This is a genomic window from Spirosoma pulveris, assembly GCF_054781875.1.
Genome location: NZ_BAAGTO010000002.1, coordinates 1063774 through 1088510, shown reverse-complemented (window position 1 = coordinate 1088510; position 24737 = coordinate 1063774). Strand labels below are relative to the sequence as shown.

At 51.6% G+C, this 24737-nt stretch carries 21 protein-coding genes; 13 read left to right on the top strand and 8 right to left on the bottom strand.

Annotated features, from left to right (window positions below; genetic code table 11):
- Window positions 1-71 precede the first annotated feature (71 nt).
- From ACYVJM_RS12705 to ACYVJM_RS12680, 6 genes are all read left to right on the top strand, one after another.
- Entirely contained in the window at window positions 72-1460 is a 1389-nt protein-coding gene (locus ACYVJM_RS12705) for a glycoside hydrolase family 140 protein (protein ID WP_461148594.1), read from the top strand.
- Window positions 1461-1616: 156 nt separating this feature from the next.
- Window positions 1617-2273, top strand: a complete 657-nt coding sequence (locus ACYVJM_RS12700) for a 3-keto-disaccharide hydrolase (RefSeq protein WP_461148593.1) — start codon at window positions 1617-1619, stop codon at window positions 2271-2273.
- 144 nt (window positions 2274-2417) lie between these two features.
- A complete protein-coding gene (locus tag ACYVJM_RS12695) occupies window positions 2418-5291 on the top strand; it encodes a PVC-type heme-binding CxxCH protein (RefSeq protein ID WP_461148592.1) in 2874 nt (957 codons plus the stop codon).
- Between the two features lie 189 nt (window positions 5292-5480).
- Window positions 5481-6743 (top strand): FG-GAP repeat domain-containing protein, encoded by a 1263-nt coding sequence (locus tag ACYVJM_RS12690; RefSeq protein ID WP_461148655.1) that lies wholly within the window; start codon window positions 5481-5483, stop codon window positions 6741-6743.
- A gap of 140 nt (window positions 6744-6883) precedes the next feature.
- A complete protein-coding gene (locus ACYVJM_RS12685) occupies window positions 6884-8143 on the top strand; it encodes an AAA family ATPase (protein WP_461148591.1) in 1260 nt (419 codons plus the stop codon).
- On the top strand, window positions 8140-8952 hold the full coding sequence (locus ACYVJM_RS12680; RefSeq protein WP_461148590.1) for an HNH endonuclease family protein: 813 nt from the start codon (window positions 8140-8142) through the stop codon (window positions 8950-8952). Before ACYVJM_RS12685 ends, ACYVJM_RS12680 begins: the two co-directional genes overlap by 4 nt.
- Here the strand turns inward: ACYVJM_RS12680 and ACYVJM_RS12675 are convergent.
- The 3 genes from ACYVJM_RS12675 to ACYVJM_RS12665 form a co-directional block, all read right to left on the bottom strand.
- Entirely contained in the window at window positions 8949-9476 is a 528-nt protein-coding gene (locus ACYVJM_RS12675; protein ID WP_461148589.1) for a DinB family protein, read from the bottom strand. The two genes, ACYVJM_RS12680 and ACYVJM_RS12675, sit on opposite strands and share 4 nt — an antisense overlap.
- A gap of 116 nt (window positions 9477-9592) precedes the next feature.
- Complete coding sequence (locus ACYVJM_RS12670; RefSeq protein ID WP_461148588.1) at window positions 9593-11779, bottom strand: alpha-galactosidase; 2187 nt, start codon at window positions 11777-11779, stop codon at window positions 9593-9595.
- Window positions 11780-11984: 205 nt separating this feature from the next.
- A complete protein-coding gene (locus ACYVJM_RS12665) occupies window positions 11985-12554 on the bottom strand; it encodes a type 1 glutamine amidotransferase domain-containing protein (protein ID WP_461148587.1) in 570 nt (189 codons plus the stop codon).
- A 201-nt stretch (window positions 12555-12755) separates the two neighbouring features.
- On the opposite strand from ACYVJM_RS12665, the gene ACYVJM_RS12660 reads away from it, so the two are divergent.
- Window positions 12756-13025: an ArsR/SmtB family transcription factor gene (locus ACYVJM_RS12660; RefSeq protein WP_012930789.1), complete on the top strand. Its 270-nt coding sequence runs from the start codon at window positions 12756-12758 to the stop codon at window positions 13023-13025.
- A 92-nt stretch (window positions 13026-13117) separates the two neighbouring features.
- The gene (locus ACYVJM_RS12655; RefSeq protein WP_461148586.1) at window positions 13118-14209 is read left to right on the top strand and encodes an alkene reductase; all 1092 of its coding nucleotides are present in this window, start codon (window positions 13118-13120) and stop codon (window positions 14207-14209) included.
- 101 nt (window positions 14210-14310) lie between these two features.
- On the opposite strand, the gene purQ is transcribed toward ACYVJM_RS12655, so the two are convergent.
- A complete protein-coding gene (gene purQ, locus ACYVJM_RS12650; protein WP_461148585.1) occupies window positions 14311-14997 on the bottom strand; it encodes a phosphoribosylformylglycinamidine synthase subunit PurQ in 687 nt (228 codons plus the stop codon).
- 196 nt (window positions 14998-15193) lie between these two features.
- Between purQ and ACYVJM_RS12645 the strand changes: the two genes are divergently transcribed.
- Together ACYVJM_RS12645 and ACYVJM_RS12640 are read left to right on the top strand one after the other, a co-directional pair.
- Window positions 15194-16216 carry a dipeptide epimerase gene (locus ACYVJM_RS12645; RefSeq protein WP_461148584.1) on the top strand — a complete coding sequence of 341 codons (1023 nt, stop codon included), beginning with the start codon at window positions 15194-15196 and terminating at the stop codon, window positions 16214-16216.
- Window positions 16213-17277 (top strand): aminotransferase class I/II-fold pyridoxal phosphate-dependent enzyme, encoded by a 1065-nt coding sequence (locus ACYVJM_RS12640; RefSeq protein ID WP_461148583.1) that lies wholly within the window; start codon window positions 16213-16215, stop codon window positions 17275-17277. Before ACYVJM_RS12645 ends, ACYVJM_RS12640 begins: the two co-directional genes overlap by 4 nt.
- Here ACYVJM_RS12640 and ACYVJM_RS12635 read toward each other — a convergent pair whose 3' ends face one another.
- From ACYVJM_RS12635 to ACYVJM_RS12625, 3 genes are read right to left on the bottom strand one after another with little or no spacing between them, the layout of a single operon-like run.
- A complete protein-coding gene (locus tag ACYVJM_RS12635; RefSeq protein ID WP_461148582.1) occupies window positions 17278-18117 on the bottom strand; it encodes a sugar phosphate isomerase/epimerase family protein in 840 nt (279 codons plus the stop codon).
- 40 nt (window positions 18118-18157) lie between these two features.
- Window positions 18158-19066: a 2-oxoadipate dioxygenase/decarboxylase family protein gene (locus ACYVJM_RS12630; RefSeq protein WP_461148581.1), complete on the bottom strand. Its 909-nt coding sequence runs from the start codon at window positions 19064-19066 to the stop codon at window positions 18158-18160.
- A gap of 12 nt (window positions 19067-19078) precedes the next feature.
- The gene (locus ACYVJM_RS12625; protein WP_461148580.1) at window positions 19079-19822 is read right to left on the bottom strand and encodes an acyl-[acyl-carrier-protein] thioesterase; all 744 of its coding nucleotides are present in this window, start codon (window positions 19820-19822) and stop codon (window positions 19079-19081) included.
- Window positions 19823-20100: 278 nt separating this feature from the next.
- On the opposite strand from ACYVJM_RS12625, the gene ACYVJM_RS12620 reads away from it, so the two are divergent.
- On the top strand, window positions 20101-20712 hold the full coding sequence (locus ACYVJM_RS12620; protein ID WP_461148654.1) for a trimeric intracellular cation channel family protein: 612 nt from the start codon (window positions 20101-20103) through the stop codon (window positions 20710-20712).
- 129 nt (window positions 20713-20841) lie between these two features.
- On the opposite strand, the gene ACYVJM_RS12615 is transcribed toward ACYVJM_RS12620, so the two are convergent.
- Window positions 20842-21114 carry a type B 50S ribosomal protein L31 gene (locus ACYVJM_RS12615; RefSeq protein WP_461148579.1) on the bottom strand — a complete coding sequence of 91 codons (273 nt, stop codon included), beginning with the start codon at window positions 21112-21114 and terminating at the stop codon, window positions 20842-20844.
- A 603-nt stretch (window positions 21115-21717) separates the two neighbouring features.
- Here ACYVJM_RS12615 and ACYVJM_RS12610 point away from each other — a divergent pair.
- Together ACYVJM_RS12610 and ACYVJM_RS12605 are read left to right on the top strand one after the other, a co-directional pair.
- Window positions 21718-24198, top strand: coding sequence for a ribonucleoside-diphosphate reductase subunit alpha (locus ACYVJM_RS12610; protein ID WP_461148578.1), 2481 nt, complete (start codon window positions 21718-21720; stop codon window positions 24196-24198).
- 92 nt (window positions 24199-24290) lie between these two features.
- Window positions 24291-24737 (top strand): DUF6934 family protein, encoded by a 447-nt coding sequence (locus ACYVJM_RS12605; RefSeq protein WP_461148577.1) that lies wholly within the window; start codon window positions 24291-24293, stop codon window positions 24735-24737.

Below are 24737 nucleotides of genomic sequence, written 5' to 3'. Positions count from 1 at the left end.
CAGTTCTTTATCTCAATGTCAACTGCTGATCTGTTGCCCTCCACGAATTAATCAGGCTGTTTCTAACCCGTATGAAGACGTTTGTTTCCCTGTTTTTACTTATGTATGTGCCCGGTTTCTTGCTGGCGCAGCAACCCTTCACGCAGGGGCGCCTGAAGGTTTCAGACAACAAACGGTATCTGGTTCATCAGGACGGCACACCATTTTTCTGGCTTGGCGATACAGCCTGGGAACTCTTCCATCGACTCAACCGCGAAGAAGCCGACCAGTACCTTAAACGCCGGGCCGAACAGGGGTTTACGGTGGTGCAGGCAGTAGCGCTGGCAGAGTTCGACGGCCTGAAAGAACCCAATCCATACGGCGAAGTGCCGCTGGTGAATAACGACCCGACCAAACCTAACGAAGCTTATTTCAAACACGTCGATTACATCGTTGATAAAGCTGCCCAATACGGAATTGTGGTTGCTTTTTTGCCAACCTGGGGCGACAAAGTTTTTAAAAGTTCATGGGGACAGGGGCCGGAGATTTTCAATCCTACCAACGCGCGAACGTATGGGCAATACCTGGGCAATCGCTACAAAAACCGCGAAAACATTGTTTGGGTACTAGGGGGCGACCGCCAGCCGCGCGATGGCTCATCGGATGTAGACCTTTGGCGAGCGATGGCCGCCGGTATCCAGGAAGCGGTGGGTGGCGCCGATAAAGCCTTAATGACGTATCACCCGCAGCCTAACGGTCTCGACGGGGGCGCATCGAAATGGTTCAAGAATGATGCCTGGTTCGATTTCAATATGCACCAGAACGGGCACTGTCGCAACAACACCATGTACGATAACATTACGGTGTCCTACAATAATCAGCCTGTGAAGCCTACAATGGATGCCGAACCGATCTATGAGGATCATCCGGTTTGTTTCAACGCCAAAGATCTGGGCACATCCAACGCCTATGATGTACGACTATATGCTTACCTGGACTTATTTGCGGGGGCTCACGGGCATACGTACGGATGCCATGACATCTGGCAGATGTATAGTGGTAAACGACCGGCCGTTAATGGCCCGCATATCTTCTGGCCGGAAGCGCTTAATCTGCCCGGTGCCAACCAGATGAAGCACGTCCGGCGACTGATGACGGCCCGCCCGCTGCTCATTCGCGTACCCGACCAGTCGTTGATTGTGGAAAACAACCTTGGCCCCGCCGAACGGATTCAGGCTACACGGGGTGCCGATTACGCCTTCGTGTACTCGTCTGTAGGAAAACCCTTTACGGTCAATCCAGGCAAGATTTCGGGCAAGAGCATTACCGCAACCTGGTTCGACCCGCGTTCGGGGAAAACCCAATCGGCGGGTATGTTCGATAACCAGAAGCCAATGCAATTCAAACCACCTACGCAGGGGTATGGACAGGATTGGATACTGGTGCTGGACGATGCCGCTAAAAATTACCCGGCGCTGTAGAAAGCAACTTGACCGGAGCTTGCGGTATCCGCCCGTGGCTCCTGTGGGGGCGGGTCTTCGCGTAATGCCGGTTCCTTTGACCTGACACCACGAAGAGCAGTAGTTGCTTTCACTATCACTATAATGCTGTTTGTTGACCCTAAGTAATGTATACGTATGCGCTTTCCATTGAACACTCTCCAGCGATTGCTTCTAGTATGTTTCGCCTTTGTTAGTCAGTCTCCCGTTTTTGCCCAGTCGCCGGAGAAAGTAGTTTCCTTATTCGATGGCAAGACCCTGACCGGCTGGAAGACCGTAGACCCCGCCCATCAAAAGCTGTGGTCGGTTGCCGACAGCATGATCAAAAGCGGTGACGGCGTGCACAAGATACCCGAGAACACCTACCTGCACACCCTGAAAGAGTACGGTGATTTTGAGTTTCGCTGCCTGTTCCGGCTGCACGGTGACCCCAAAACGGGTATGATCAACAGCGGTATTCAGTACCGGTCTTTGCTGGAAGGGGGTAAGATAGTAGGCTATCAGGCTGACATTGGCAACGGGTTCTGGGGTGATCTGTACGACGAACACCGCCGGGAAAAACTCGTGGGTGGCGACCTGCGAACGCTCCGGCACATCCTGAAGGAAGACGGCTGGAACAGCTATATCATCCGTTGCAAAGGCAACCGTCATGAACTATACATCAACGGCGTGAAAACCTGCGATTACATTGAGAAAGACAGCAAGATTCCGCAAAAAGGCGTCATTGCCGTTCAGATTCACAGCGGGGGGATTGCGCAGGTTGAGTTTCGGGATTTAGTAGTTGTGGAGTTGTGAGAGCAATGTTTGTGTACGGAATATGGTGTCAGTTTCTTAAAACTGACACCACACCACCTGAAACACCGCCTAATCAGTAGAAAATCAAGTCATTTAGTTTCATAGATAAACGTATTTACATTCACCGGCTTACGACTTATTCCCATGAAGAGGTCTTATTTATTCATCCCTTTTGTCGGCGCAGCCCTTGCTCTGTCCAGCCTGTCAGTCATTGCCCAATCGACTAAAGCCAAACCGGCTGCTCAAACACCGGAGAAGGTCGATCGCGAGTATGCGATGGAGGCTACCATGCTCGGCTATTTCTCGAAAGACGGTGCCCGGAACCCAACGCTGAAAGCCAACAAAGGCGACCGCGTTCGGATTACGATTACCAATGGCGAGCAGATGACGCACGACATTTCGCTGGAGAAGCTGGGACTCAAAAGTAAGTCGATCAACGACAAGGGAGCCAGCACCAGCATTACGTTTACCGCCGACAAAAGCGATACTTATTACTGCTCGGTTCCGGGCCACCGGGCGGCTGGCATGGTCGGTAATTTCGAGGTAGTGGAGGGGTCGCTGACCACCGCGACCGTTGCTGGTAAACTGCCGATGAAAAATGGGAAACCGCTCAACCTGAACTTCGAAACGGGTACACTGGCCGACTGGACCGCTACGGGCGACGCGTTCACGAATCCGCTCATCGATCAGGACCCGTCGCCGGTGCATGACAAGGAGATGCATATCGGCTTCGACGGGAAGTATTTCCTGAGCAGCGGGGGTACTGTAAATTATAAGCAAACCGGCACGTTGACGTCTGTTCCGTTTACCGTCACCCAGCCGTTTGCTGCCTTCAAGGTGTCGGGTGGGGCGTTGCAGGATACGCGGGTCGAACTCGTACAGGCCGGAACAGACAAGGTTATCTTTCACAGCACCGGGCAGGGACGGGCCACGCTTCAACCGGTGGTGGTCGATTTGAAACCGTATCTGAATCAGGAAATCTTCATTCGGATCATCGACAACGAAACCGGTATTTCGCAGATTCCATACATTCCGAATGATAAGCTGGCGCACATTAACTTCGATGATTTTCAGTTCTATGCCACCCGGCCGGTTTTTCCGAATGAGCTGAACCAGAAAGACATTATCATTCTGCCGCCCCTCGATCCCGTTCTTCATGCCGGGCTGTCGGGCATCGAAGCGGCCAAAGTAATGACCTTGCCCAAAGGGTTCAAAATCACGCTGGCAGCCGCTGAGCCGGATGTTGTCAAACCTATTTGCTTTACCCTCGATCCACGCGGCCGACTTTGGGTGGTTGAAGGGCACACTTACCCCGTTCCGGCACCGGAAGGGCAGGGCCGCGATCGCATCCTGATTCTGGAAGACACCAACGGCGATGGCACACTGGACAGCCGGAAGGTCTTTGCCGAAGGACTGAACCTGGTGAGTGGTATTGAAGTAGGTATGGGGGGTGTATGGCTGGGGGCAGCGCCGTACCTGTTGTTCATTCCCACCGACTTTAAAACGGACAAACCGCTGGGGCCACCTCAGAAAATGCTCGATGGCTGGGGTACCGACGATACTCATGAAGTACTAAATAGCCTCCGCTGGGGGCCTGACGGCTGGCTCTACGGCACACATGGCGTCTTTACCCATTCCAATGTTGGCAAGCCGGGTGCCCCCGATTCGGAACGGACGAAGCTGAACGCTGGTGTCTGGCGCTTTCATCCTACCACCCAGAAGTTCGAATTGTTTTCTGAAGGCACCAGCAATCCATGGGGACTCGATTTCAACGATTACGGGCATGCGTTCGTAACGGCCTGTGTGATTCCGCACATGTACAACATGATTCAGGGCGGACGTTATTTCCGGCAGGCCGGTAAGCATTTCAACCCCTACACCTACGACGATATTAAAACCCACGCTGATCACGTACACTGGGTAGGCGAACGCGGACCCCATGCGGGTAACTTCCGGTCGGCCTCGGCCGGTGGCGGTCACGCCCATTCCGGCGCCATGATTTATCTGGGGGGCGATAGCTGGCCGAAGGAATACCGGAATGATATTTTTATGAACAACATCAACGGGGCCAAGCTCAATAATGACCACCCCGTTCGGGCCGGATCGGGCTACATGGTTACGCACAAACCGGATTTCCTGACCATGAACGACTCCTGGTCGCAGTGGCTGAATATGAAATACGACCCCAGCGGTTCGGTCTGGGCCATCGACTGGTACGACAAAAACCAGTGCCACAGCCCAAACCCGGATGTGCATAACAAAACGATGGGCCGGATTTTCAAGATCACCAACGAAAACGACAAATGGGCTAAGGTCGACCTTTCCAAAGCATCGGACATGGAATTGGTCAATTACCAGTTGAATGCCAACGAATGGTACGTACGTCAGGCCCGTACCCTGTTACAGGAGCGCGGCCCGAACAAAAAAGTACACAAAGCGCTCAAGGAAATCCTGGCGAAAAATCCTGACCCGACTCGGAAGCTCCGCGCGTTATGGGCTTTGCACGTAACGAAAGGCCTTTCAGAAAAAGAGTTGACAGATTTGCTGGCGAATGAAAATGACTATGTTCGGAGCTGGGCCATTCAGTTGTTGACGGAAAATAAGAACGTATCGCCCGAAACCCTGAAACGCTTTGCGGCTTTGGCACAGAACGACAACTCAGCGCTCGTTCGGTTATATCTGACGTCGGCCATGCTGCGGCTGGACCCGGCTCAGCGATGGGATGTGATGGATGCGCTGGTGCAGAAAGTTCAGGATAAGGATGACCATAATCTGCCATTAATGGTTTGGTATGCATCCGAGCCTTTGGCCGCTATCGACATGAAACGGGCGCTCGAAATGGCGCAGAAGTCGAAGCTGCCGAAACAGTTGCCCTACACCATTCAGCGCATTGGCGCCATTGGTACCGACGATGCGAAGAAACTGCTCAAAGAGTTGAACGACCGTGTGGGTAAACTAGACCATTCGCACGAGAACCACGAAATTCAGGAACTGATAGCTAAAGTGCTGGAGGAGTAAAAAAATAAACCTACCGCCCACCGAGGGCTGAACCCCCGGCTACCCACAGTCAACCTCTTCGGGGTTGTGAAGTGACAGACAGTAACCTAACAACCCCGAAGGGGTTGACGATGGATAACCGGGGGTGTAGCCCTCGGTAGCACGCATGACCGTATCAGACCTGACCCGATGACGACGAACGCCATGGCCATGACCAAACGTATCCTACACACCATCCTCCTCGCCTGTTGCCTGACAAGCGTCTACGGCCAGGAGAAGAAAACTCTCTTTGATGTCCGCCAAAAGCAGGCTGAAACTACTCCGAGAGCCGCCAGTTCAGCGACCCCGGTTGTTCCGGCGGGTGATTTTAAAAAGACCACCCTCACCCGCGATTTCATCTCGGAAGGGGTAGCTGTGGCCGATCTGAACAAAGACGGACGCATGGATATTGTGGCGGGTTACTACTGGTTTGAAGCTCCCAACTGGACCCGCCACGAAATGGCTCCCTCCCGCACCTTCGATCCTCGGAAGGAATACAGCGAGTCGTTCCTGAACCTCGGTATGGACGTCAATCTGGATGGGTGGGACGATGTCGTCATTATCGACTTCCCCGGTAAACCCGCTTTCTGGTTCGAAAACCCGAAGAACAAAGCGGGTGCGGCCACCTCGGGCGCGTGGAAAAAACACATCATTGCTGACTCAGTCGGTATCGCCAACGAGTCGCCTGGATTCATTGACATTGATGGCGACGGGCGACTCGACATCCTGTGTGGCGACAAGGCTAAAAAGCAGATTGTCTGGCTAAAGCCACCGTCGAAATCCGGCGAAACGGAGTGGACGCGGTACCCGCTAAGCAAGGAAAACGTACCCGGAACGGAGATTTTCTCCCACGGTATTGGCTATGGCGATGTGGATAAAGACGGTATTAAAGACGTCGTAATTCGGGATGGCTGGTTTAAAGGAACGGCCGATAACAAATCGGGCAACTGGGTCTTCCATCCAGCCGATCTGGGCGAACCCTGCTCGCATATGCAGGTGCTGGATGTGAACGGCGATGGAAAAATGGACGTCGTCAGTGCATCGGCACATGCGTTGGGTATCTGGTGGCACGAGCAGGTAGCCGATGAGCAGGGCGGCATCAACTTCAAAACCCACCTCATGAGCAACACCACCGCACAAACCCACTCGTCCATCATGTCTGACCTCAACGGCGATGGTCGTGCCGACTACGTCACCGGCAAGCGTTTTCTGGCCCACCACGGCCGCGACCCCGGCGACAGTGATCCGGGGATCCTGTTGTGGTTTGAGTTCACGCCCGGCAAGGTGCCTTACTACAAGGAGCACATCATCGATAACGACTCCGGCGCAGGCCTCAACATCGTAGCACAAGACATGAACGGCGACCGAAAACCCGACATCGTCATCGCCAACAAGAACGGCGTGTTTCTGTTCGAGAACAAAGTGAAGAAGTAGGAGGTACGGTTTTCGGGTTACCGTTTACGGTTAGGCGAAGATATTTCGGTATCTTCGCCTATGTTGTTTTAGCGTAACCTGAACGTCTCATCCGGGCTCAGCGATACACTGACAATTGAGTTTATATAAATGTAAGAAGTATGGCTACTGAAAATCCCCGCGTCTGGTTCAAGAGTATCTCGCTTGAAAACGTCCGTTCCTTCGGTACGAAGCAGACAATCAACTTCACCGACAAAGACGGGAAAGCCGCCCGCTGGAATGTGATTTTAGGAGATAACGGAACGGGGAAGACAACGGTGTTGAAGGGGATAAGTATTCTTTCAGGAAAGGCATCTGACAGAGACATTATTCCAATGCTGAGGCATAATAGTTCAGAACCATCGATGGGTGGAATAGTTAAAAAAGGAGAAGAAGAGGTTAATTTGGTCAGTAATATAAGACTACAGGCACATCGTCATATGGGGCCATTTGTTTTGTCAAGTGGGTTGTCTTATAATATTCAGAAACTTGGTGAGGATTTTTTGATTTTCGCGTATGGAGCATCTAGACGTGTTGGAAGTGTATCGGATAGGGCAGAGCAAATAAGTACTGTTGCGAATTTATTTGACGAAACAGCTCAGTTAGCCAGTGCAGAGTCTTGGCTATTAGAAGCAGAATTAAACTATCTGAAAAATATTAGTAATAATTACGAACTGGTGAAATCGTCCTTAATGAAGCTCTTTCTTAGTGAAGTAAAAGAGATTAAATCGAGGAGTTATTATGGTTCTACCCCTGTTTTTTTTGAAACAAATTATGGCGAAGTGATGATGAGTGAATTGAGCCTAGGGTATAAAACCTTAATTGCTTGGATTATTGATTTTGCCAAAGGATTGTTTAGTTATTATCCTACTAGTGAAAATCCCCTTGCCGAACCTGCCGTTTGTCTGGTCGATGAAATTGATTTGCACCTGCACCCGAAATTTCAGCGGACCATCATTCAGTTTCTGACCGAAACGTTTCCCAATACGCAATTCATTGTCACTGCGCATAGTCCGTTGATCGTTTTAGCGGCAGAGGAGCGACCTTTGGATGCAAATATCATCCTGCTAAAACGCGAAGATGATCATACTGTCGTTGTGAATGATCCGGTAGATGTTGGAAAATGGAGCGTAGACCAGATCTTGAACAGCGATCTATTTGGGTATGTACCACCAGTTTCTGAACCATTGACGGAGTTACGTGTGGAGCGTGATGCACTATTGGCAAAGCCAAAGCTGGCAAAAAAAGAACAGGTTCGTCTGGCCGAATTGGATGAAAAAATTGGGTTCATCCCATTTGGTAATAACCAGGACGAGATTAAGGCTGAAACCATTATTCAGCAATTAGCAAACGAGTTGCGAAGTAAGCAGGAGGTTCAATGATTCGTATCGCTAAATCCACAAACGTTCCAGCCTTATTAGCCAGCGATGGGGTTACCGAGAAAGCTGAGAATTGCCGACTATACTCGACCGATTCTGCTAGCTACGATAGTGGAGCTACCAAGTTTACGATAAAATCAACCATATACGGTGATGAGTCGGTGAAGCAACAACTCATCAGTGAGCAGCATGGGAAATGCTGTTTCTGCGAAGCAGATTTTACCGCAAATGGTTATGGCGACGTCGAGCATTTTCGACCAAAGGCAGGGTTCACGAAAACGCGTGATGAAAAGTTAGTCCGGCCAGGTTATTACTGGTTGGCTTATGATTGGGATAATTTGTTCTTCTCCTGTCAGATTTGTAATCAGCGTTTCAAGAAAAACTACTTCCCGCTTTCTGATGAAACCAAGCGGGCGATGAATCACACATTTAACTACCTTGATGAATCTCCTCTACTAATTCACCCGTCAGTGGATAACCCTGAGGACCACATCACATTTAATCGTCATGTACCCGTAGCCAAGAATAAACGTGGTGAATTATCGATTGCTGGTTTTGGGATAGAGAGAGATACGTTAAATAGGGTTAGAGAGGCTTATCTGCAAAATGTTAAACTTAACATTGCTTTTGCAGGTGTTGATCTGAATATGATTACTGACCTAGAGCGTGAGCAGTACAGCCATATTATGCAACAACCCTGGCCGGTCTTAGAAGATTTAATCCTAAAGGCTAAAGAATTTGTACGTGTAGCTGCTGATAGTACGAAACCGTTCGCAGCCATGGTTCGCGCCAACTTCCCAGACTTGATCTAACGCACGCCTAGCACCATTACCTGCTTCCGGTGACGGTCGATGTGGAAGCGCAGGAACTCGAATCGCTGCCGAATATCCAGCGGACCGGAAAGAGGGTGAGGGTGGATGATCGACTCCAAATCAGCGTCGGCCAGAGCGGTACTTAAATCACGCAACGGTTGCTGAAGGCTGTTAAAGGCCGATAGCCAGAACGCCACCGGGCCACCCATGCGGGGAGCGGCAATAAGGGGTACAATTTCTTTTTCCTGCCAGGTGCGCTCAATAATTGTTTCGATCGGTAGTCCTCTGTGGACTAATTCACCCGTCCAGATGGGGGTGCCAGCCTGGTGTGCATGAAAGGCCCGCCACATGCCCCAGATACCCCCGTGTTCTGCCCAGTATAAATGTTCGGTGATTTCCGTAGCACTCCATTCGTCGGCAGAGGGTTTCCAGTGAGCTTGTTCTTCGGTGAGTTTTTCAACTTCGTATGTATACTGGGTTCGGGCCGACGCTACGTCGTCTAAGAGTTGATCAAGTGGAGACATGAAACGGTGCTTAAGAAAGGTGGGTCAAATATCAAATGGAAAGATGCCATACAAACCTACTGATTCCGCTCTTAGGGTGTTGACAGCGTTTTAGTTTACGGCAATTATATGCCTTTTCACTCCACAACCCACCACCCATAACTCTCCGGCTCAATCTCCACCGTCAGTTCAATTTCGTAATTCCGGCTCAGTTTGTACATTTTCGCTTTGCCCTCGCCCTGACGAATCATCGCCGTGTCGCGCAGGCCAGTGTAGTAGAGCGGCAGTTTGATCGTGCGGGTGACTTTCGTTTTTAGCGGGTTGAACAACATGACCAGTCCTTTCTCTTTACCCGTTGGGCTGACGTGCATGAACCCGTCCCAGTCGCGGCCGTCGGCCCGGCGTAGGTGAATCAGGTCGGCGTTGAGGATGGGGCGATACTTTTTGTACCAGTCAATCACTTGTTTCACCGTCTGCTTGGTCGCTTCGGTATCGTAGAGTCGAGGGCCCCGGTAGCAGGCTTGCACACCCGCGCCGTAATATTGCATCATCAACTGTTTATAGTCCGTCAGGTGTTCGCTGAGGGGTTCCAGTACGGCTTCGGGGCCACCGCCCTGGTATTTGGTGAGCGGCACAAAACCCCAGCCCATCGCGGGTGTTTTCTCCCAGGTGCCGTCGAAGATGTTTTGCCGGTTCAGGAGTTTCTGCTGCTCACGGGAGAGCGAGAAATTAACCTCCCGATAACCCAGGGCAATCTTGTTAGTGCCATCCATAAAATACCAGTCGGGGGCGTTGATGTACACGCCTTTTTCATTCAGAAATCGGTAAAAGCCCTTCTGCATTTCCATCTGCACCCATTGTGAATCGCTCAGCCCTTTGTGGCCGGGATGTTTGGTCGACGCGCATACATCGCCGGGGTAGGGGCCGTCGTGTTCGAGCAGATCGAAGCCGGTTTCGGTAATGAACTTCTTCAGGCTGTTGAGGTAATTGATGCCCCATTTGCTGGCCAGACAGGGCGCGTTGCCGAAGAAAGCCCCTTTGTCGGGTAGGCCGGTTTTTGGGTCGATCACGTCATTCTCGTCGTCGATCCGGCGGCTGCTGAAAAGTGAATAGCCACCCAGTAAAATACCTTTCGCGTGGGCGTAATCGGCTAGTTCTTTGAACTTCTTGATGTTCGCGTCGCTGGCATCTTCCATGTTCAGGCCACTGCCGAAGCTCAGAATGACCATCTCGTAACCCGTTTCGACGCACTGGTCAATGGCCCGCTTTACGATAACCGGATCGGTGCTGACGAGGTGCATGAAAATAGGATTCTGGCTTGTCCAGGGCGTAACAGTCTTGTAGAATTGCCGACGAGCCAGCCCGTTTCGCTCCCGGTCGTAGCTGTCCAGGAGGAGTTCGTAGGTGCGGATGGACGTGTAGGTTTGTCCCGGCTCTACGTCGATGCCAACACCGAGGCCGGGATATACTTCGAGCACGCAGGGTGTTTCGTAATTGTAATTCACCTGCGACGTATAGAGCGAATCTGTTTTCCAGTGCGTGGCCTGATCGGAAAGGTCATACCGCATGGCATTGTTGAAAGCGAAATTGTTCTCGATGTAAATCCGCTGGGGTTTCTTCATCTGCTCCGGCTTCCCCACCACCGCCGACTCTTCTTCGGGCGTGGCCAGAACTTCATTGACGACCTGGTCAATGTGAAATGCTTGCTGCGTTTTATTTGAGATGGTCACCCACTTGCTGAGTGCAGGCAGGCCGTCGTAAAGTGCATAATGAACGGCAACGTCGACGCCCTGCAAATCGGGTTGTTTTGAGGTAAAATGCAGGGTAAGTTCCTGGCCGGTGGGTTGCTTTCGGTTGAGGGTCCAGGTGCGGGATTGCCAGTTGATATACGGCTGTGTTGGAGAAACGCTGAAGGATGTATACTGGAAATCGGCCGGGTTGGCAGTGAATCCATCGAGCCATTCGTCACGCAGATACGCCCGCTCCTTCTGGCCGTAAAGACCACCAACGGCGTAGGTTTTTCCATTCAACGTCACCCGCGCTTCGGGACCTACTGCCCGGATGAACTGCTCATTCGTGGATAAATTCTGGTAATCGATTGTTGTCAGATTGGGCCTAATCCGAAACCGACGACTGATGAGGCCATTTGCCAGTACCAGTTCTTTCCCGCTATTGGCCTGGTAAACGCCTGCTTTCTGGGTTACAGGCGTAATAAGCCAGTCGCTTTTGAGAATGTCGGGCTTGTAAATGGGTAATGTGTTGATTTGGGCGAAGCCACTTTGGGCCAAAAGTCCGCAAACCAGCAGCCAGTAGAAAGTACGCATTCTTGTGTAGTTTTAGTGAGTAGCCCTGCACATTAGGTATACAAACTACAAAAGATACGTTTTGGTAAGAGATACCGTATTTGATTAAAAACTGGTGAATGAACACATCGGACCACCGAAGCGGAGATACAAAGACGCGGAGAACACAGAGTTTTGCTTTTCCCCGTGTTCTCCGCGTCTTTGTGTTCATCAACTTTATGGGCCGTTATGCGTGTTGGCCCTGGTGCTTGCCTTCCCGTATTTCTTCAATCATTTTGCGATTGAAAGCCGGAATGTCATCGGGTTTGCGGCTCGTGACCAGACCCTGATCGGTTACCACTTCTTCATCGACCCAGTTGGCACCAGCATTGATGAGGTCCGTTTTAATTGACGGGTAGGAGGTCAGCTTACGCCCGTTCACGACACCGGCTTCTATGAGCATAATTGGCGCGTGACAGATCGCGGCTACCGGCTTATGCGATTCAAAGAAATGCCGGACAAACTGAACGGCTTTCGGCTCTGTCCGGAGCGTATCCGGGTTCATTACGCCACCGGGCAAAAGTAGCGCGTCATATTGGTTCGGGTCGGCACCGGCCAGCGGTAGGTCGACCGGGAAGCTGTCGCCCCATTCGGTTTCGTCCCATCCTTTCACTTCACCACCGTTGGGGGCGATCAGGTGCGTAGTGGCTCCTGCGTCCTGTAAGGCTTTACGGGGCTCCGTCATTTCGACCTGTTCAAATCCGTCGGTTAGCAGAATAGCTACCTTCTTTCCCTGCAATCGTTGCTGCGTTTCCATAATACGTTGAGTGTTTTATTGTGCTTTATCAACTCCTGAACTAAGAAGAAGGTTATTCGATTATTTTAGGAAAAGGCTTACCGAATGAGTAATTTATGGCGATGCGGTTATTTATAAGTTGTCAAACCATAAATTCCGTTAACGGCTGGTATGGCTAACTGATACACACCTAAACAACCTCTTTTTGGTTACGTTTGTACTATGGATTCTAAATCATGCGAGAAAGCAACTGGTGCAATTGCCGATAAATACCGACTCTCGATTTTGCTGGAACTGGCACAGCGCGAAAGCATGACACCTTCTGATATTCAAGAACTTACGGGACTATCCCAGCCCTGTGTTTCACACCATGTAAGGCTGTTAACCGAAAGTGAACTAGTGATCGCTGCCAAAGAAGGGCGCAACGTTTATCTACGCCTGAACAAGAACACAACACGTCAATTGTCAGACTTTCTGTCCAAGCTGACGTAAAATTTTCTTATAAGCATTTAAACTTTTAAATATTTGAAATGGTTTTGTGTCCGTATATGACAACCAAACCCGTAGTTCTACGGACACTACCAATGGCACAAAAACTTTTTTCGGCGGCTACGCTGGGCAACCTGACACTTCAGAATCACCTTGTTATGGCTCCCATGACTCGGAATCGCGCCACAACCGATCATGCTGTAACCGACATTATGTCTACCTATTATGCTCAACGGGCATCGGCTGGTCTGATCATCACAGAAGGTATTGCGCCTTCACCCAATGGGAATGGCTACGCCCGTGTTCCGGGTATCTACACAAAAGAGCAAATTGCCGGTTGGAAAAACGTTACTGATGCCGTTCATGCCAAAGGCGGGAAGATCTTCGCGCAGTTGATGCATAGCGGACGTGTTGGGCACCCCGTTAACATGCACGAGAATGGCGAAGTGATCGCGCCGTCGGCCATTGCAGCGGCCGGGCAGATCTATACCGATACAGACGGTATGCTCGACCACCCAACCCCACGTGCCCTGACTACGGAAGAAGTAAAGCAGACGGTTCAGGAGTTTGTACAGGCTGCTAAAAACGCTGTTGAAGCCGGTTTCGACGGGGTGGAGATTCACGGAGCCAATGGCTATCTGGTTGAGCAGTTTCTACGCTCAACATCGAATCAGCGTACCGATGAGTACGGTGGCTCTGCTGAAAACAATGCTCGCTTCGCGCTGGAGATTGCTGAGCAGATTTCGGCTGCTATCGGCAAAGAGAAAACGGGTATTCGTTTGTCGCCTTATGGTGTATTCAACGACATGCCTTACTCACCAAATGATGATAAAATCTATCACTACATAGCCCAAAAGCTGTCGGATTATGTCGTGTACGTGCATCTTGTCGATCACGAGTCGATGGGCGCACCGGCCGTTGATCCGGCAATTGTAGATGCCATTCGGGAAAACTACAAAGGTTCGCTGATTCTGAGCGGAGGCTACGATGCCGAGCGGGCAGAAGAAGCCCTGACGAGTGGAAAAGCCGATCTGATCGCTATTGGTCGGCCGTTTATTGCCAACCCCGATCTGGTAGAGCGTCTGAAAACGGGTGCTGAGTTGAATCAACCTGATTTCTCAACCTTTTACACCCCCGGAGAAAAAGGCTACATCGATTATCCGGTGCTGGAAGAAGCGAACGCATAAGTACTTTAAGAAGTGAGGAGTTAGTAGCGAGGAGTGAGGAGGGCTGGAGCACGCTGTGCTACCGGATGGCTCCTCACTCCTCGCTACTAACTCCTCACTTCTTATACTAACACTGCCTTCAATATCTGCTCCAGAATGAGCCGACCGTCGGTATTGCCGAGAACAGGATCGGCGGCCCGCTCGGGGTGGGGCATCATGCCGAAAACATTCTTGTTTTTGTTGGTTACGCCCGCAATATTTTCCAGGCTTCCGTTGGCGTTAGACGCTTCGGTAACGATACCGTTTTCGTCGCAGTACCGGAACAACACCTGGTTATTATCGTTCAGCGATTTTAGCGTATCGGCGTCGGCGAAGTACCGGCCATCGCCGTGGGCAATCGGTATTTTATAGGCAGGCTTATCCAGACCCGCCGTCAGCAGCGCGTCGGTCGATTCGGGTTTCAGGTAGATATTCTTGCAAACGTATTTCTGGCTGCTGTTTTGCAGCAGAACACCCGGCACCAGCCGTGCTTCGGCCAGAATCTGGAAACCATTACAGATACCCATCAGGTAGCCGCCCCGGTTGGCATGGGCAATCACCTCGTTCATGATTGGCGAAAAACGCGCTACGGCACCCGTCCGGAGATAGTCGCCGTAGGAGAAACCGCCGGGCAGGATAATGAAATCGCAGCCTTGCAGGTCATGATCTTTATGCCAGAGTTTTACGACTTCCTGGTCCATCAGTTCCAGCGCATCGACTGCGTCCTGATCGCAGTTGGAACCGGGAAAAACAACAACGCCAAATTTCATAGCGGGAGAATTGCTAAATCGAAGTAATACACAAAGATAACAGTTCAATCGCTACTTCTGCGCATCAATTGCGGGAAAAGGAGGAGGGGGCGAGGGGGAAGAAAGGGAGGAGAGGGACATATCTCATTTTTCCCTCATCCCTTTCCTCCCTCTCCCACCTTTCCTCCCTCTCCCACCTTTTCCCTACCTTTGCGGCATGCAATTGCTTTTTCATCGGGTCGATCTTCGCCTGAACCATACCTTCACCATCGCGCACGATAGCCGCGATGTGCAGCCAACCCTCATTGTCGAATTGCGTGATGGTGAATACAGCGGATTTGGCGAAGCTACCGCAACCCGTTATTACGGCATCACGATTGACGGAATGGTGGCCGCTCTGGAAGCCCTCCGACAAACCATCGAAAGCTATACCCTCGCCAATCCCGAAATCTTCTGGGCCGATGTGCAGCCGCATCTGGCGAACAACCCGTTTGCCCTTTGTGCGCTCGATCAGGCTGCCTGGGACCTATGGGGGAAGCAACAGCAGCAGCCTCTCTACAAACTCTGGAACCTGAACCCGGCCAACGCGCCCCTGACCGACTATACCATTGGCCTCGACACACCCGAGCGGATGGTCGAAAAAATGCAGGAACGTCCGTGGCCACTGTATAAAATCAAACTGGGACGGCCCGAAAAAGACATCACCCTCGTTACCACCCTCCGGGAGCATACCAATGCGGTATTCCGGGTGGATGCCAATTGCGGCTGGACGGCGGCCGATGCCATTCGTAAATCGCGGGTGCTGAAGGAACTGGGCGTCGAATTCATCGAGCAGCCGCTTCCCGCCGACGACTGGGCCGGTGAAAAACTTGTGTATGAGCAAAGTGCCTTGCCAGTCATTGCCGATGAAAGCTGCATTATCGAAAGCGACGTTGACCGTTGCGCGGGCTATTTTCACGGTGTCAATATTAAGCTGACCAAATGCGGAGGTATAACCCCCGCCCGGCGCATGATCAGCCGTGCCCGCGAGTTAGGGCTGCGCGTAATGGTTGGCTGCATGACCGAATCGAGCGTGGGTATTTCGGCCATTTCGCAACTGCTGCCGTTACTCGATTATGCCGACCTGGATGGCGCGATGCTTATTGGAAATGATCCGGCAACGGGGGTTACGTTCGAGAATGGCCGCGTTGTCTATGCGGCTGAAAATGGAACAGGTGTAAACCTGCCGGCAAGCGAATGAACGAACGCATTCACATCGACCATCTGCCGAACCGGACCATCGCCCATAACGGCACCGATTACCTTTTTTTCAGCGGCACTGCCTACCTCGGCATGCCCCAGCACCCCGGCTTTCAACAGTTGGTAGCCCAAAGTATGAGCCGCTACGGAACGGTTTTTGGCAGTTCTCGTAACGGTAATCTGCGGCTCGGCGTTTACGAAGAGGCCGAAGCCAAACTAGCGACCCGAACCGGAGCGGGAGCCGCGCTTACGCTCTCGTCGGGTATGATGGCCGGACAGGTTATTGTCAACTGGCTGCGTCAGGAACAGACCACGTTTGTGTATGCACCCGGGGCGCACCCGGCTCTCTGGGACTCGCCGGTTGTTTCATTGCCGCAACTGTCGTTTGCCGACTGGACGGCCCAACTCCCCGCCCAACTACGGGCGCTCGACGCCGAACCGGTGGCCATCCTGATGAATTCCCTCGACGCGGTCTGCTCGGATTATTATGATTTTTCGTGGCTAAACGACCTCCCCGACGATAGATCGATTACACTGATCGTCGATGATTCGCACGGAATAGGGGTTTTAAATAACGGGCGGGGTATCTGGCCGCAGCTCTCTTTAGCGGAAAACCACCGAACCAGACCGATTCGTGTACTGGTGACGGCCTCACTGGCTAAAGCAATGGGTTTGCCGGGCGGGGCCGTTTTCTCGGATGCGGAAACGATAGCCAGTCTGCGCGGAACGGCTTTTTTTGGCGCCTGCTCGCCCATGGCTCCGGCTTGTCTGGATGCCTATTTGCACGCCGATACCTTGTATGCCGAACGGCAGGCGCAACTACAGCGCAACATTCGCCTGGCCGAAGAACGCTTGCTACCCTCGGGTCTGTTCCGTCATGCTACGGGCTATCCGGTATTCTATACTGAACACGACGAGCTGTACGCCCGGTTACTCGACCATAACATACTCATCTACTCATTTGCATACCCGACTGCCGCCGACCGGGCTAACACACGCATCGTGATCAGTGCATTTCATGAGCCGGATGATATTGAGCAGGTTGCCCGGCTGTTAACCTAGCTACTTCAGGCCGGATAGAAAAGCCAGGCTGGGCATCATCTGCTCCATTGAGCGCGATGATTCATCTTCAATGAAGTAATGCTTCACGCCCGATTTTCTGGCCTGTTTCATGATCGCTGCAATGCCAACATCACCTTGCCCGAGGGTTACGTTCGATTCCACATCCGAGCGGCCGTTGTTGCTGTCGGGGGTACCGGGTTTGCGGTCTTTCAGGTGCATGAGCAGGAACCGCTTGGGGTATTTCTGCAGGAGGGCTACCGGATCATAGCCGGGGGCTTTCACCCAGAACACATCCATTTCAAAATAGACAGTTTTCGGGTCGAGGTTTTCGGCCAGGTAATCGAAGAAGGTGCCGTCTTTGTAGGTTTGAAATTCGTAGCCGTGGTTGTGGTAACAGAATGTAATCCCATTTTCGGCCAGCAGCTTTCCGGCGGTGTTGAACACGTCGATGGCCCGGTCGGCTTCGTAAAGCGTTAGAGCATCGGTCGCGTGGGGAATCCAGGTGCAGACTACGTATTTAGCCCCCAGCGCTTTGGCTTCGGCCAGCACCTTAGGTACATTGTTATCCAGATCCTCAAAACTCGCCCCCGTACTGATGGCTTTGATCCCATTCTGATCCAGCAACTTGCGGAAGTCGGTTAAGCTCAGGCCGTAGGTTCCGGCGATTTCAGCTTCCCGAAAGCCCATCTCCTTCACCTTGGCCATTGTTCCCGGTACATCTTTCGCAAACTGGTTGCGGAAACTATACAACTGTAGACCCACCGGAGCGGGCTTCTGCGCCAGCGAAAGCAGACTGCAAAGCAGCAGACCCGTAAAGAGTAAGGTAGATTTTGTGTTCATGGAGTGAAGGGTTACAAGGGCTCAAACATCGAACAATAAACTATCTACCCGTTTGGGTAGTAAACGTACTTTCAAAAATCTTGTCGGCGTTTCCCGTTTCGAAGCCTTCACGCCGGTGCTGACGGGCAATCTGATCGGCGGGCAGGTGCTGAAACTCGGGCAGGACACGCCGTTCGGCAAATTCAACGTAGGAGCCCGCAATGCGGAACACGTCGCCCCCGGCAAACTCAGCGTCGATCATCTGGGCCACGGTAGACGCCTGACGTAAGCCGCCATCCGGACTCACTTTTATGGTGCCCCCCGCTGAGTTGAGCCGTAAGCCGTTGCTCTCCAGAAAAGCGACGAACTCATCGATGGTGTTATAACCCGGCTTGAGGTTGTGTACGCTGATGGTAAAGTGGTTGAGGTAGTAGCGGTTATAAATCACCCAGGCGGCATACTCACTCTCGGTCAGTAGCGTTTGGTAGTCGGCCAGGGTGGGCGTTTGCCAGAGAGGCTGGTGCAGAAAGCGGTCTACGGCTTCGGCATCGTCCAGATCCAGCGAGTCGACGGGGTCGCTCGTGACGGTATCGGTGTATTTATGAATGATGCGCTGCGCTTCGTCCGACAGTTCATGCACACGCAGTTCACTGACAAATATGCGGGGATAGTGTGGCTGCGGGGGGCTATACCAATAAGCGGTTAGTTTCTTGCCGGTGAAGTTGAACTCGTCCCGTCGTTCGTAGCCATAATGCGCAAAAATCTTCCCGAACGAAGCTAGCCCTAAGTTCGGTACGCCCATTGTCCGAAAGGCGATATGGTCGTTCTCGATCTCCTCTGCCGACTGGATAATCCCCGCGCCGATCATGGCGTCAATAACTTTACGGACATCGGGAACGCGTTCGCTGTACCGGCTCATGAGGCCATCCAGTACAGCGTCGAGGGTTTGGGTGGTTGGTGAAGTAGTCATTTTCTTTAGAAATTAACGCCACCGGCTTCTTGCCAGGATCACATCTTTACCCGATTCGGTTTGTACGATCCGGTGCAACAGCGTATCCGGAGTTTCGGCGGCAGTCTGCACGTCCAGCCAATCGTGCCAATGGCTTTCGGTCCTGTAAACTAAATCAATTTCGGCAATTTCCCGCGTTTGCAGGGTATCTGTATTTATGGATTCGATTAACCACTGCACATACGCCACATTGTTGACGTGCTGATTCTGGTCGATGCTCAGCCACCCCACCTCTACGGGCCTGGTTTCTGACGGAATAAACGGTAATGCCTGGAAATCAGGTTTAAGGGGTAGCAGAGGCAGTGGCTCGACGTTAGCGGGCGGACTCAGCTGCCGGATAAAATCGGGGAGGGGCACCATGCTCCGCTTTTCCATGCTGAACACCAGCCATATACTCCCGGCATCGGCTAGTAATGTACCATCTTCGGCCAGCACCCGAAAGTCGCGGTGAATGAAGTACTTCTCTACCGTGGTCGGGTAGGTCATCAGGTGTATGGTATCGCCGTAGCGCGGGTACTGGTGCATCCGAAGGCAGAAGCGCATCAGCATCCAGCCGACCCCCCGCTGGGCCAGATCGGCAATGCCAATGCCGTAGTCGATGGCATTCCGGTTCGCCGACTCCTGCATCAGGTTCATCAGGGCCGGCAGGCTCATTCGCCCGAAAGCATCGCACTCATAACCGCGTATTGTAAAGGTATCTGTCTGAATAAACGCCATGCTGCAAAGAACGCTAGAACGCAGATCGCTACCATTAAACGGAACGAAACATTATCCTGTTACTGACTTTGGCAGCAGGATTCAGTACTTATTATCGTATTAAACACGCGCTAATCTGCGTTTTCGGGTATGTACAGGACACCAGGATGCGGTTTCCTATAACACTGGCAACGTTACACTGGATTGTACTCCGGCGGTATAAAATACCGGCTTTTCTGATTTCTTTTGCGGGCAGTTGCCAACTCAATCGGGTTGTAAATAACGAACTCATTTCTTCTATGACGATCTGGTATATAACGGATTTGGTGGGTACAGGCGTCTTTGCTATTTCGGGAGCTTTATCGGCGTTGAGCAAGAAGATGTACCACGACCTGTTGGGCCTCTTCTTCATCGGGTTCGTAACGGCCGTGGGTGGTGGCACCTTGCGCGATATCATTATAGGGGCACACCCCATTGCCTGGATACACGACCCGAATTACCTGATCGTTATCATCGGCAGCGTGATTCTGGCTGTACTATGCCGGAAATGGTGGCTGGGTACTTTGCAACGACCCCTGCTCGTTTTCGATACGCTCGGGGTTGGAATCTACACCATACTGGGGATGCAAAAAGCGCTGGCGTTGGGTGTAAACGGCTGGGCCGCCGTGCTGCTGGGCGTTATTTCTGCCTTGTTCGGGGGCGTCATCCGGGATACGCTGGTCAACGACCTTCCTCTTATCTTCAGCAAACAACTCTACGCCACGCCCTGTCTGGCAGGAGCGCTTTTTTATCAACTTGGCCGGTCGTTACCCATCGACCCGACTGTACTATTCATAGCCTCTGTCGTTCTGATTACTGTGTTCCGGCTCGTGGCCATCCGCAAAAACTGGTCGCTGCCACAGATTCAGTAGGGACAATGGCGGATATTTACTTCGTTGGCAATAACCGTGTCCCAACGTTCTGATAAACCAGACATAAAAAAACTCCCCCGTCGCGTTTGACCGCAGCGGGGGAGTTTTCTGTTGGCACCCGATAAAGGACTACTGGGCCGTCGAGGTTGGCGTAGTGCTTTCTTTGGTACCGTAACGCTTGCGGAACTTGTCCACACGACCGGCGGTGTCGAGCAGTACATTCTTGCCCGTATAGAACGGGTGCGACTGCGAGCTAACTTCAATTTTAACGAGCGGATAGGTCTGTCCTTCGTACTCGATTGTATCTCTTGTTTGAACGGTAGAGCGAGTCAAAAATTTGTAGTCGCTCGACAGGTCGTGGAATACCACTTCGCGGTAGTCCGGGTGAATGCCCTTTTTCATGATTAATCTCAGTTTCTTGTCATCTTCTCGGTTTCCGACCGAAAAGGATTGCAAAGGTACGGGGTTTGCGTTGAATAGCCAAGTCTTTTTCGGCATCTTTTAGGAGTTGATTATGAACGCTCTAAATCAGTGCCGTTTCCTAATATTAGCGTAATTCCGGCTTGTGCCTTTCCCTGTTTATTCTTACTTTTCCATGGAAATATACTTCCTCTATAAATCAGTACCGGGCGGAGTTTGCCTTACTGGCCAATCGATAAAATCTCAATTTTTTATTTCAAAGACTAGTACAACAATGGGCTATTGGTAAGTCGCTAAGACTGACGACTTAACAATTTATTAACCTGTCTGGTAGAGTTGTACCTTTCAATGAATTCTGGAAATCCCCGAACCATCCGGGTTGCTTTTCCGTCTATTTCAAAAGAACTTTAAGACGCCGTTCTATTTCAGTGATAGCAGTCAACCGTTGTTGAATTTGCCCGATCAATTTCCTGATGAATGTCGCCCAAGGGATGAAAGGCGCTTACGACGCAGCCAAAGCCCTTTTGTTTAGATCATTTACCGAATTTATCATTTTTTCATACATTAAAACTAACCCAAACGCTCATGTTTGTAGTCAAACGCGATGGACGCCGGGAGTCGGTTAAGTTCGACAAAATCACGGCCCGGATCGAGAAGCTTTGCTATGGTCTCGACCCCGCTTATGTACAACCGGTAGAGGTAGCCGTGAAGGTCGTTAGTGGTCTCTACGATGGCGTTAAAACCACCGAACTCGATAACCTGGCTGCCGAAACAGCCGCGTCGATGACCACCAAACATCCGGACTATGCTATTCTGGCGGCCCGTATCGCTATTTCGAACCTGCATAAGGAAACGAATAAATCGTTCTCCGGCACCATCAAGAAACTGTATCAGTACGAAGACCCGAAAACCGGCGAAAATGCATCCCTGATCTCCAAAGAGGTGTATGACGTGGTTCGCCAGCATGCTGCGTTGCTGGATTCGACCATCATTTACGACCGGGATTACGGTTACGATTACTTTGGCTACAAAACACTCGAGAAATCATACCTGCTGAAACTCGACGGCCGCATTGCCGAACGGCCGCAGCATATGCTGATGCGGGTAGCGGTTGGGATTCACCAGGAAGATATCGACTCGGCCATCGAGACGTATAACCTGCTTTCGGAAAAGTGGTTCACGCACGCTACACCAACGCTGTTCAACGCCGGTACGCCAAAACCACAAATGTCGAGCTGCTTCCTGCTGACGATGAAGGACGACTCCATCGATGGTATTTACGATACACTCAAGCAAACGGCCAAAATATCGCAGTCGGCGGGTGGTATCGGACTCAGCATTCATAATGTTCGGGCTACGGGTACGTACATTAAAGGCACCAACGGAACCTCTAACGGTATTGTGCCGATGCTGCGCGTGTTTAACGACACCGCCCGCTACGTCGATCAGGGTGGTGGCAAGCGCAAAGGCTCGTTCGCGATTTATCTGGAGCCTTGGCATGCCGATATTTTCGACTTCCTGGATCTGAAAAAGAACTCGGGTAAAGAAGAAGGCCGCGCCCGCGACCTGTTCTACGCCCTCTGGACGCCTGATCTGTTCATGAAACGCGTAGAAGATGACGACGTCTGGTCGTTATTCTGCCCGCACGAGTGCCCCGGTCTGGCCGATTGCTACGGCGATGAGTTCGAAGAACTGTATACCCGCTACGAGCGCGAAGGCCGTGCGCGGAAAACGATAAAGGCGCAGGAGTTGTGGTTCAAAATTCTGGAATCGCAAACCGAAACCGGCACACCGTACATGCTGTACAAAGATGCCGCCAACAAGAAGTCGAACCAGAAGAACCTCGGTACTATCAAGTCGAGTAACCTGTGTACCGAAATCATCGAGTACACGGCTCCCGACGAAATCGCCGTTTGTAACCTGGCGTCGATTGCACTGCCGAAGTTTATCACCCGTGGTACGGACGGCATTATGCGGTTCGATCACCAGAAGTTGTATGAAGTGACCAAAACGGCCACCCGCAACCTCAACAAGATCATCGACATCAACTATTACCCTGTCGAAGAGGCTCGCCGGAGCAACATGCGCCACCGGCCGATCGGGCTGGGTGTGCAGGGTCTGGCCGATGCCTTCATTATGCTTCGAATGCCGTTCGAATCGGAGGAAGCGCGTCGCCTGAACGAAGATATTTTCGAGACGATCTACTTTGGTGCCATGACCTCGTCGATGGAGCAGGCCAAAGAGTTTGGTCCGTATGAGACCTGGAAAGGGTCGCCCATCTCGCAGGGTATCTTCCAGTTCGATATGTGGGGAGTGAAGCCCAAGTCGAATCGCTGGGATTGGGACAGCCTCCGCAAGGATGTGGTTGAACACGGCGTTCGGAACTCGCTGCTGCTGGCACCGATGCCAACGGCGTCGACCTCGCAGATTCTGGGTAACAACGAATGCTTTGAGCCCTACACGAGCAACATCTACACCCGTCGCGTATTGTCGGGCGAGTTCGTGGTGGTGAACAAACACCTGCTGAAAGACCTCGTGAAGCTGGGCTTGTGGAACGATGCCATGAAGAACAACCTGATTCTGGCCAACGGCTCGATCCAGGCGATTCCGAACATTCCGCAGAACATCAAAGACCTCTACAAAACGGTTTGGGAGATCAAGCAGAAGCACATCATCGACATGGCCGCCGATCGGGGTGCGTACATTTGCCAGTCGCAGTCGCTGAACATCCACATTCAGGATTCGAACTTTGGCAAACTGACGTCGATGCACTTCTACGCCTGGAAAGCGGGCCTGAAAACGGGTATGTATTACCTCCGTACGAAAGCCGCTGCCGACGCCGTGAAGTTCACGGTCGTTCAGCCACAGGCCGAGCCACAACTGGAGCCCGTCATGGCCGAAGTGGTAACAGTGGAAAAGCCACTCGATTACGTACAATACGCCAAAGATCACGCCCAGAACACCACTCCACAACCTGTACCGATGGTAACGGACCTCGAACAGCAGTATGCCGCCATGACCTGCTCGCTGGACGATCCGGAAGGATGCGAGATGTGCGGAAGCTAGTTTAGATAGATACTTTGAGAGTTTTCAACTCCCGGCTGTGGTAATCATGGTCGGGAGTTGTGTTTTTATATCTGCCGTAATCAAGTTGATCCATGCAGTTAGAGAAGTATGAGGTGCGCACTGTTAACGCTCATAACCGTTTTGAGTTTGTGAGTATCGGAAACAACGGGGCTATTCTCAAAGTAATTGAATTTACATCGCTGGATGAAGATGGCTATATCTATAATCTTGGTTTTGGCGATGTTAATCCGCTTACGGGTGAGTGGGACGATAAATCAATTTCCAATAATGGTGATCGAAACAAGATACTTGCAACGGTTGGTTCTATAGTAGTTTCGTTTTTAGATATGCATACTGAGGCCGCAGTGTATGCCGAAGGAAGTACAGGCATTCGAAATATACTTTATCAGCGTACAATCGAGCGGCTTTGGGAGGAAATATCGAGGCTTTATGATGTAAGAGGATATAATGAAATTGGTGAGTGGGTTGCTTTTGAACAAGGTGGTCCGTTTGTTGCCTTTTTAATCAAACGGAAATAA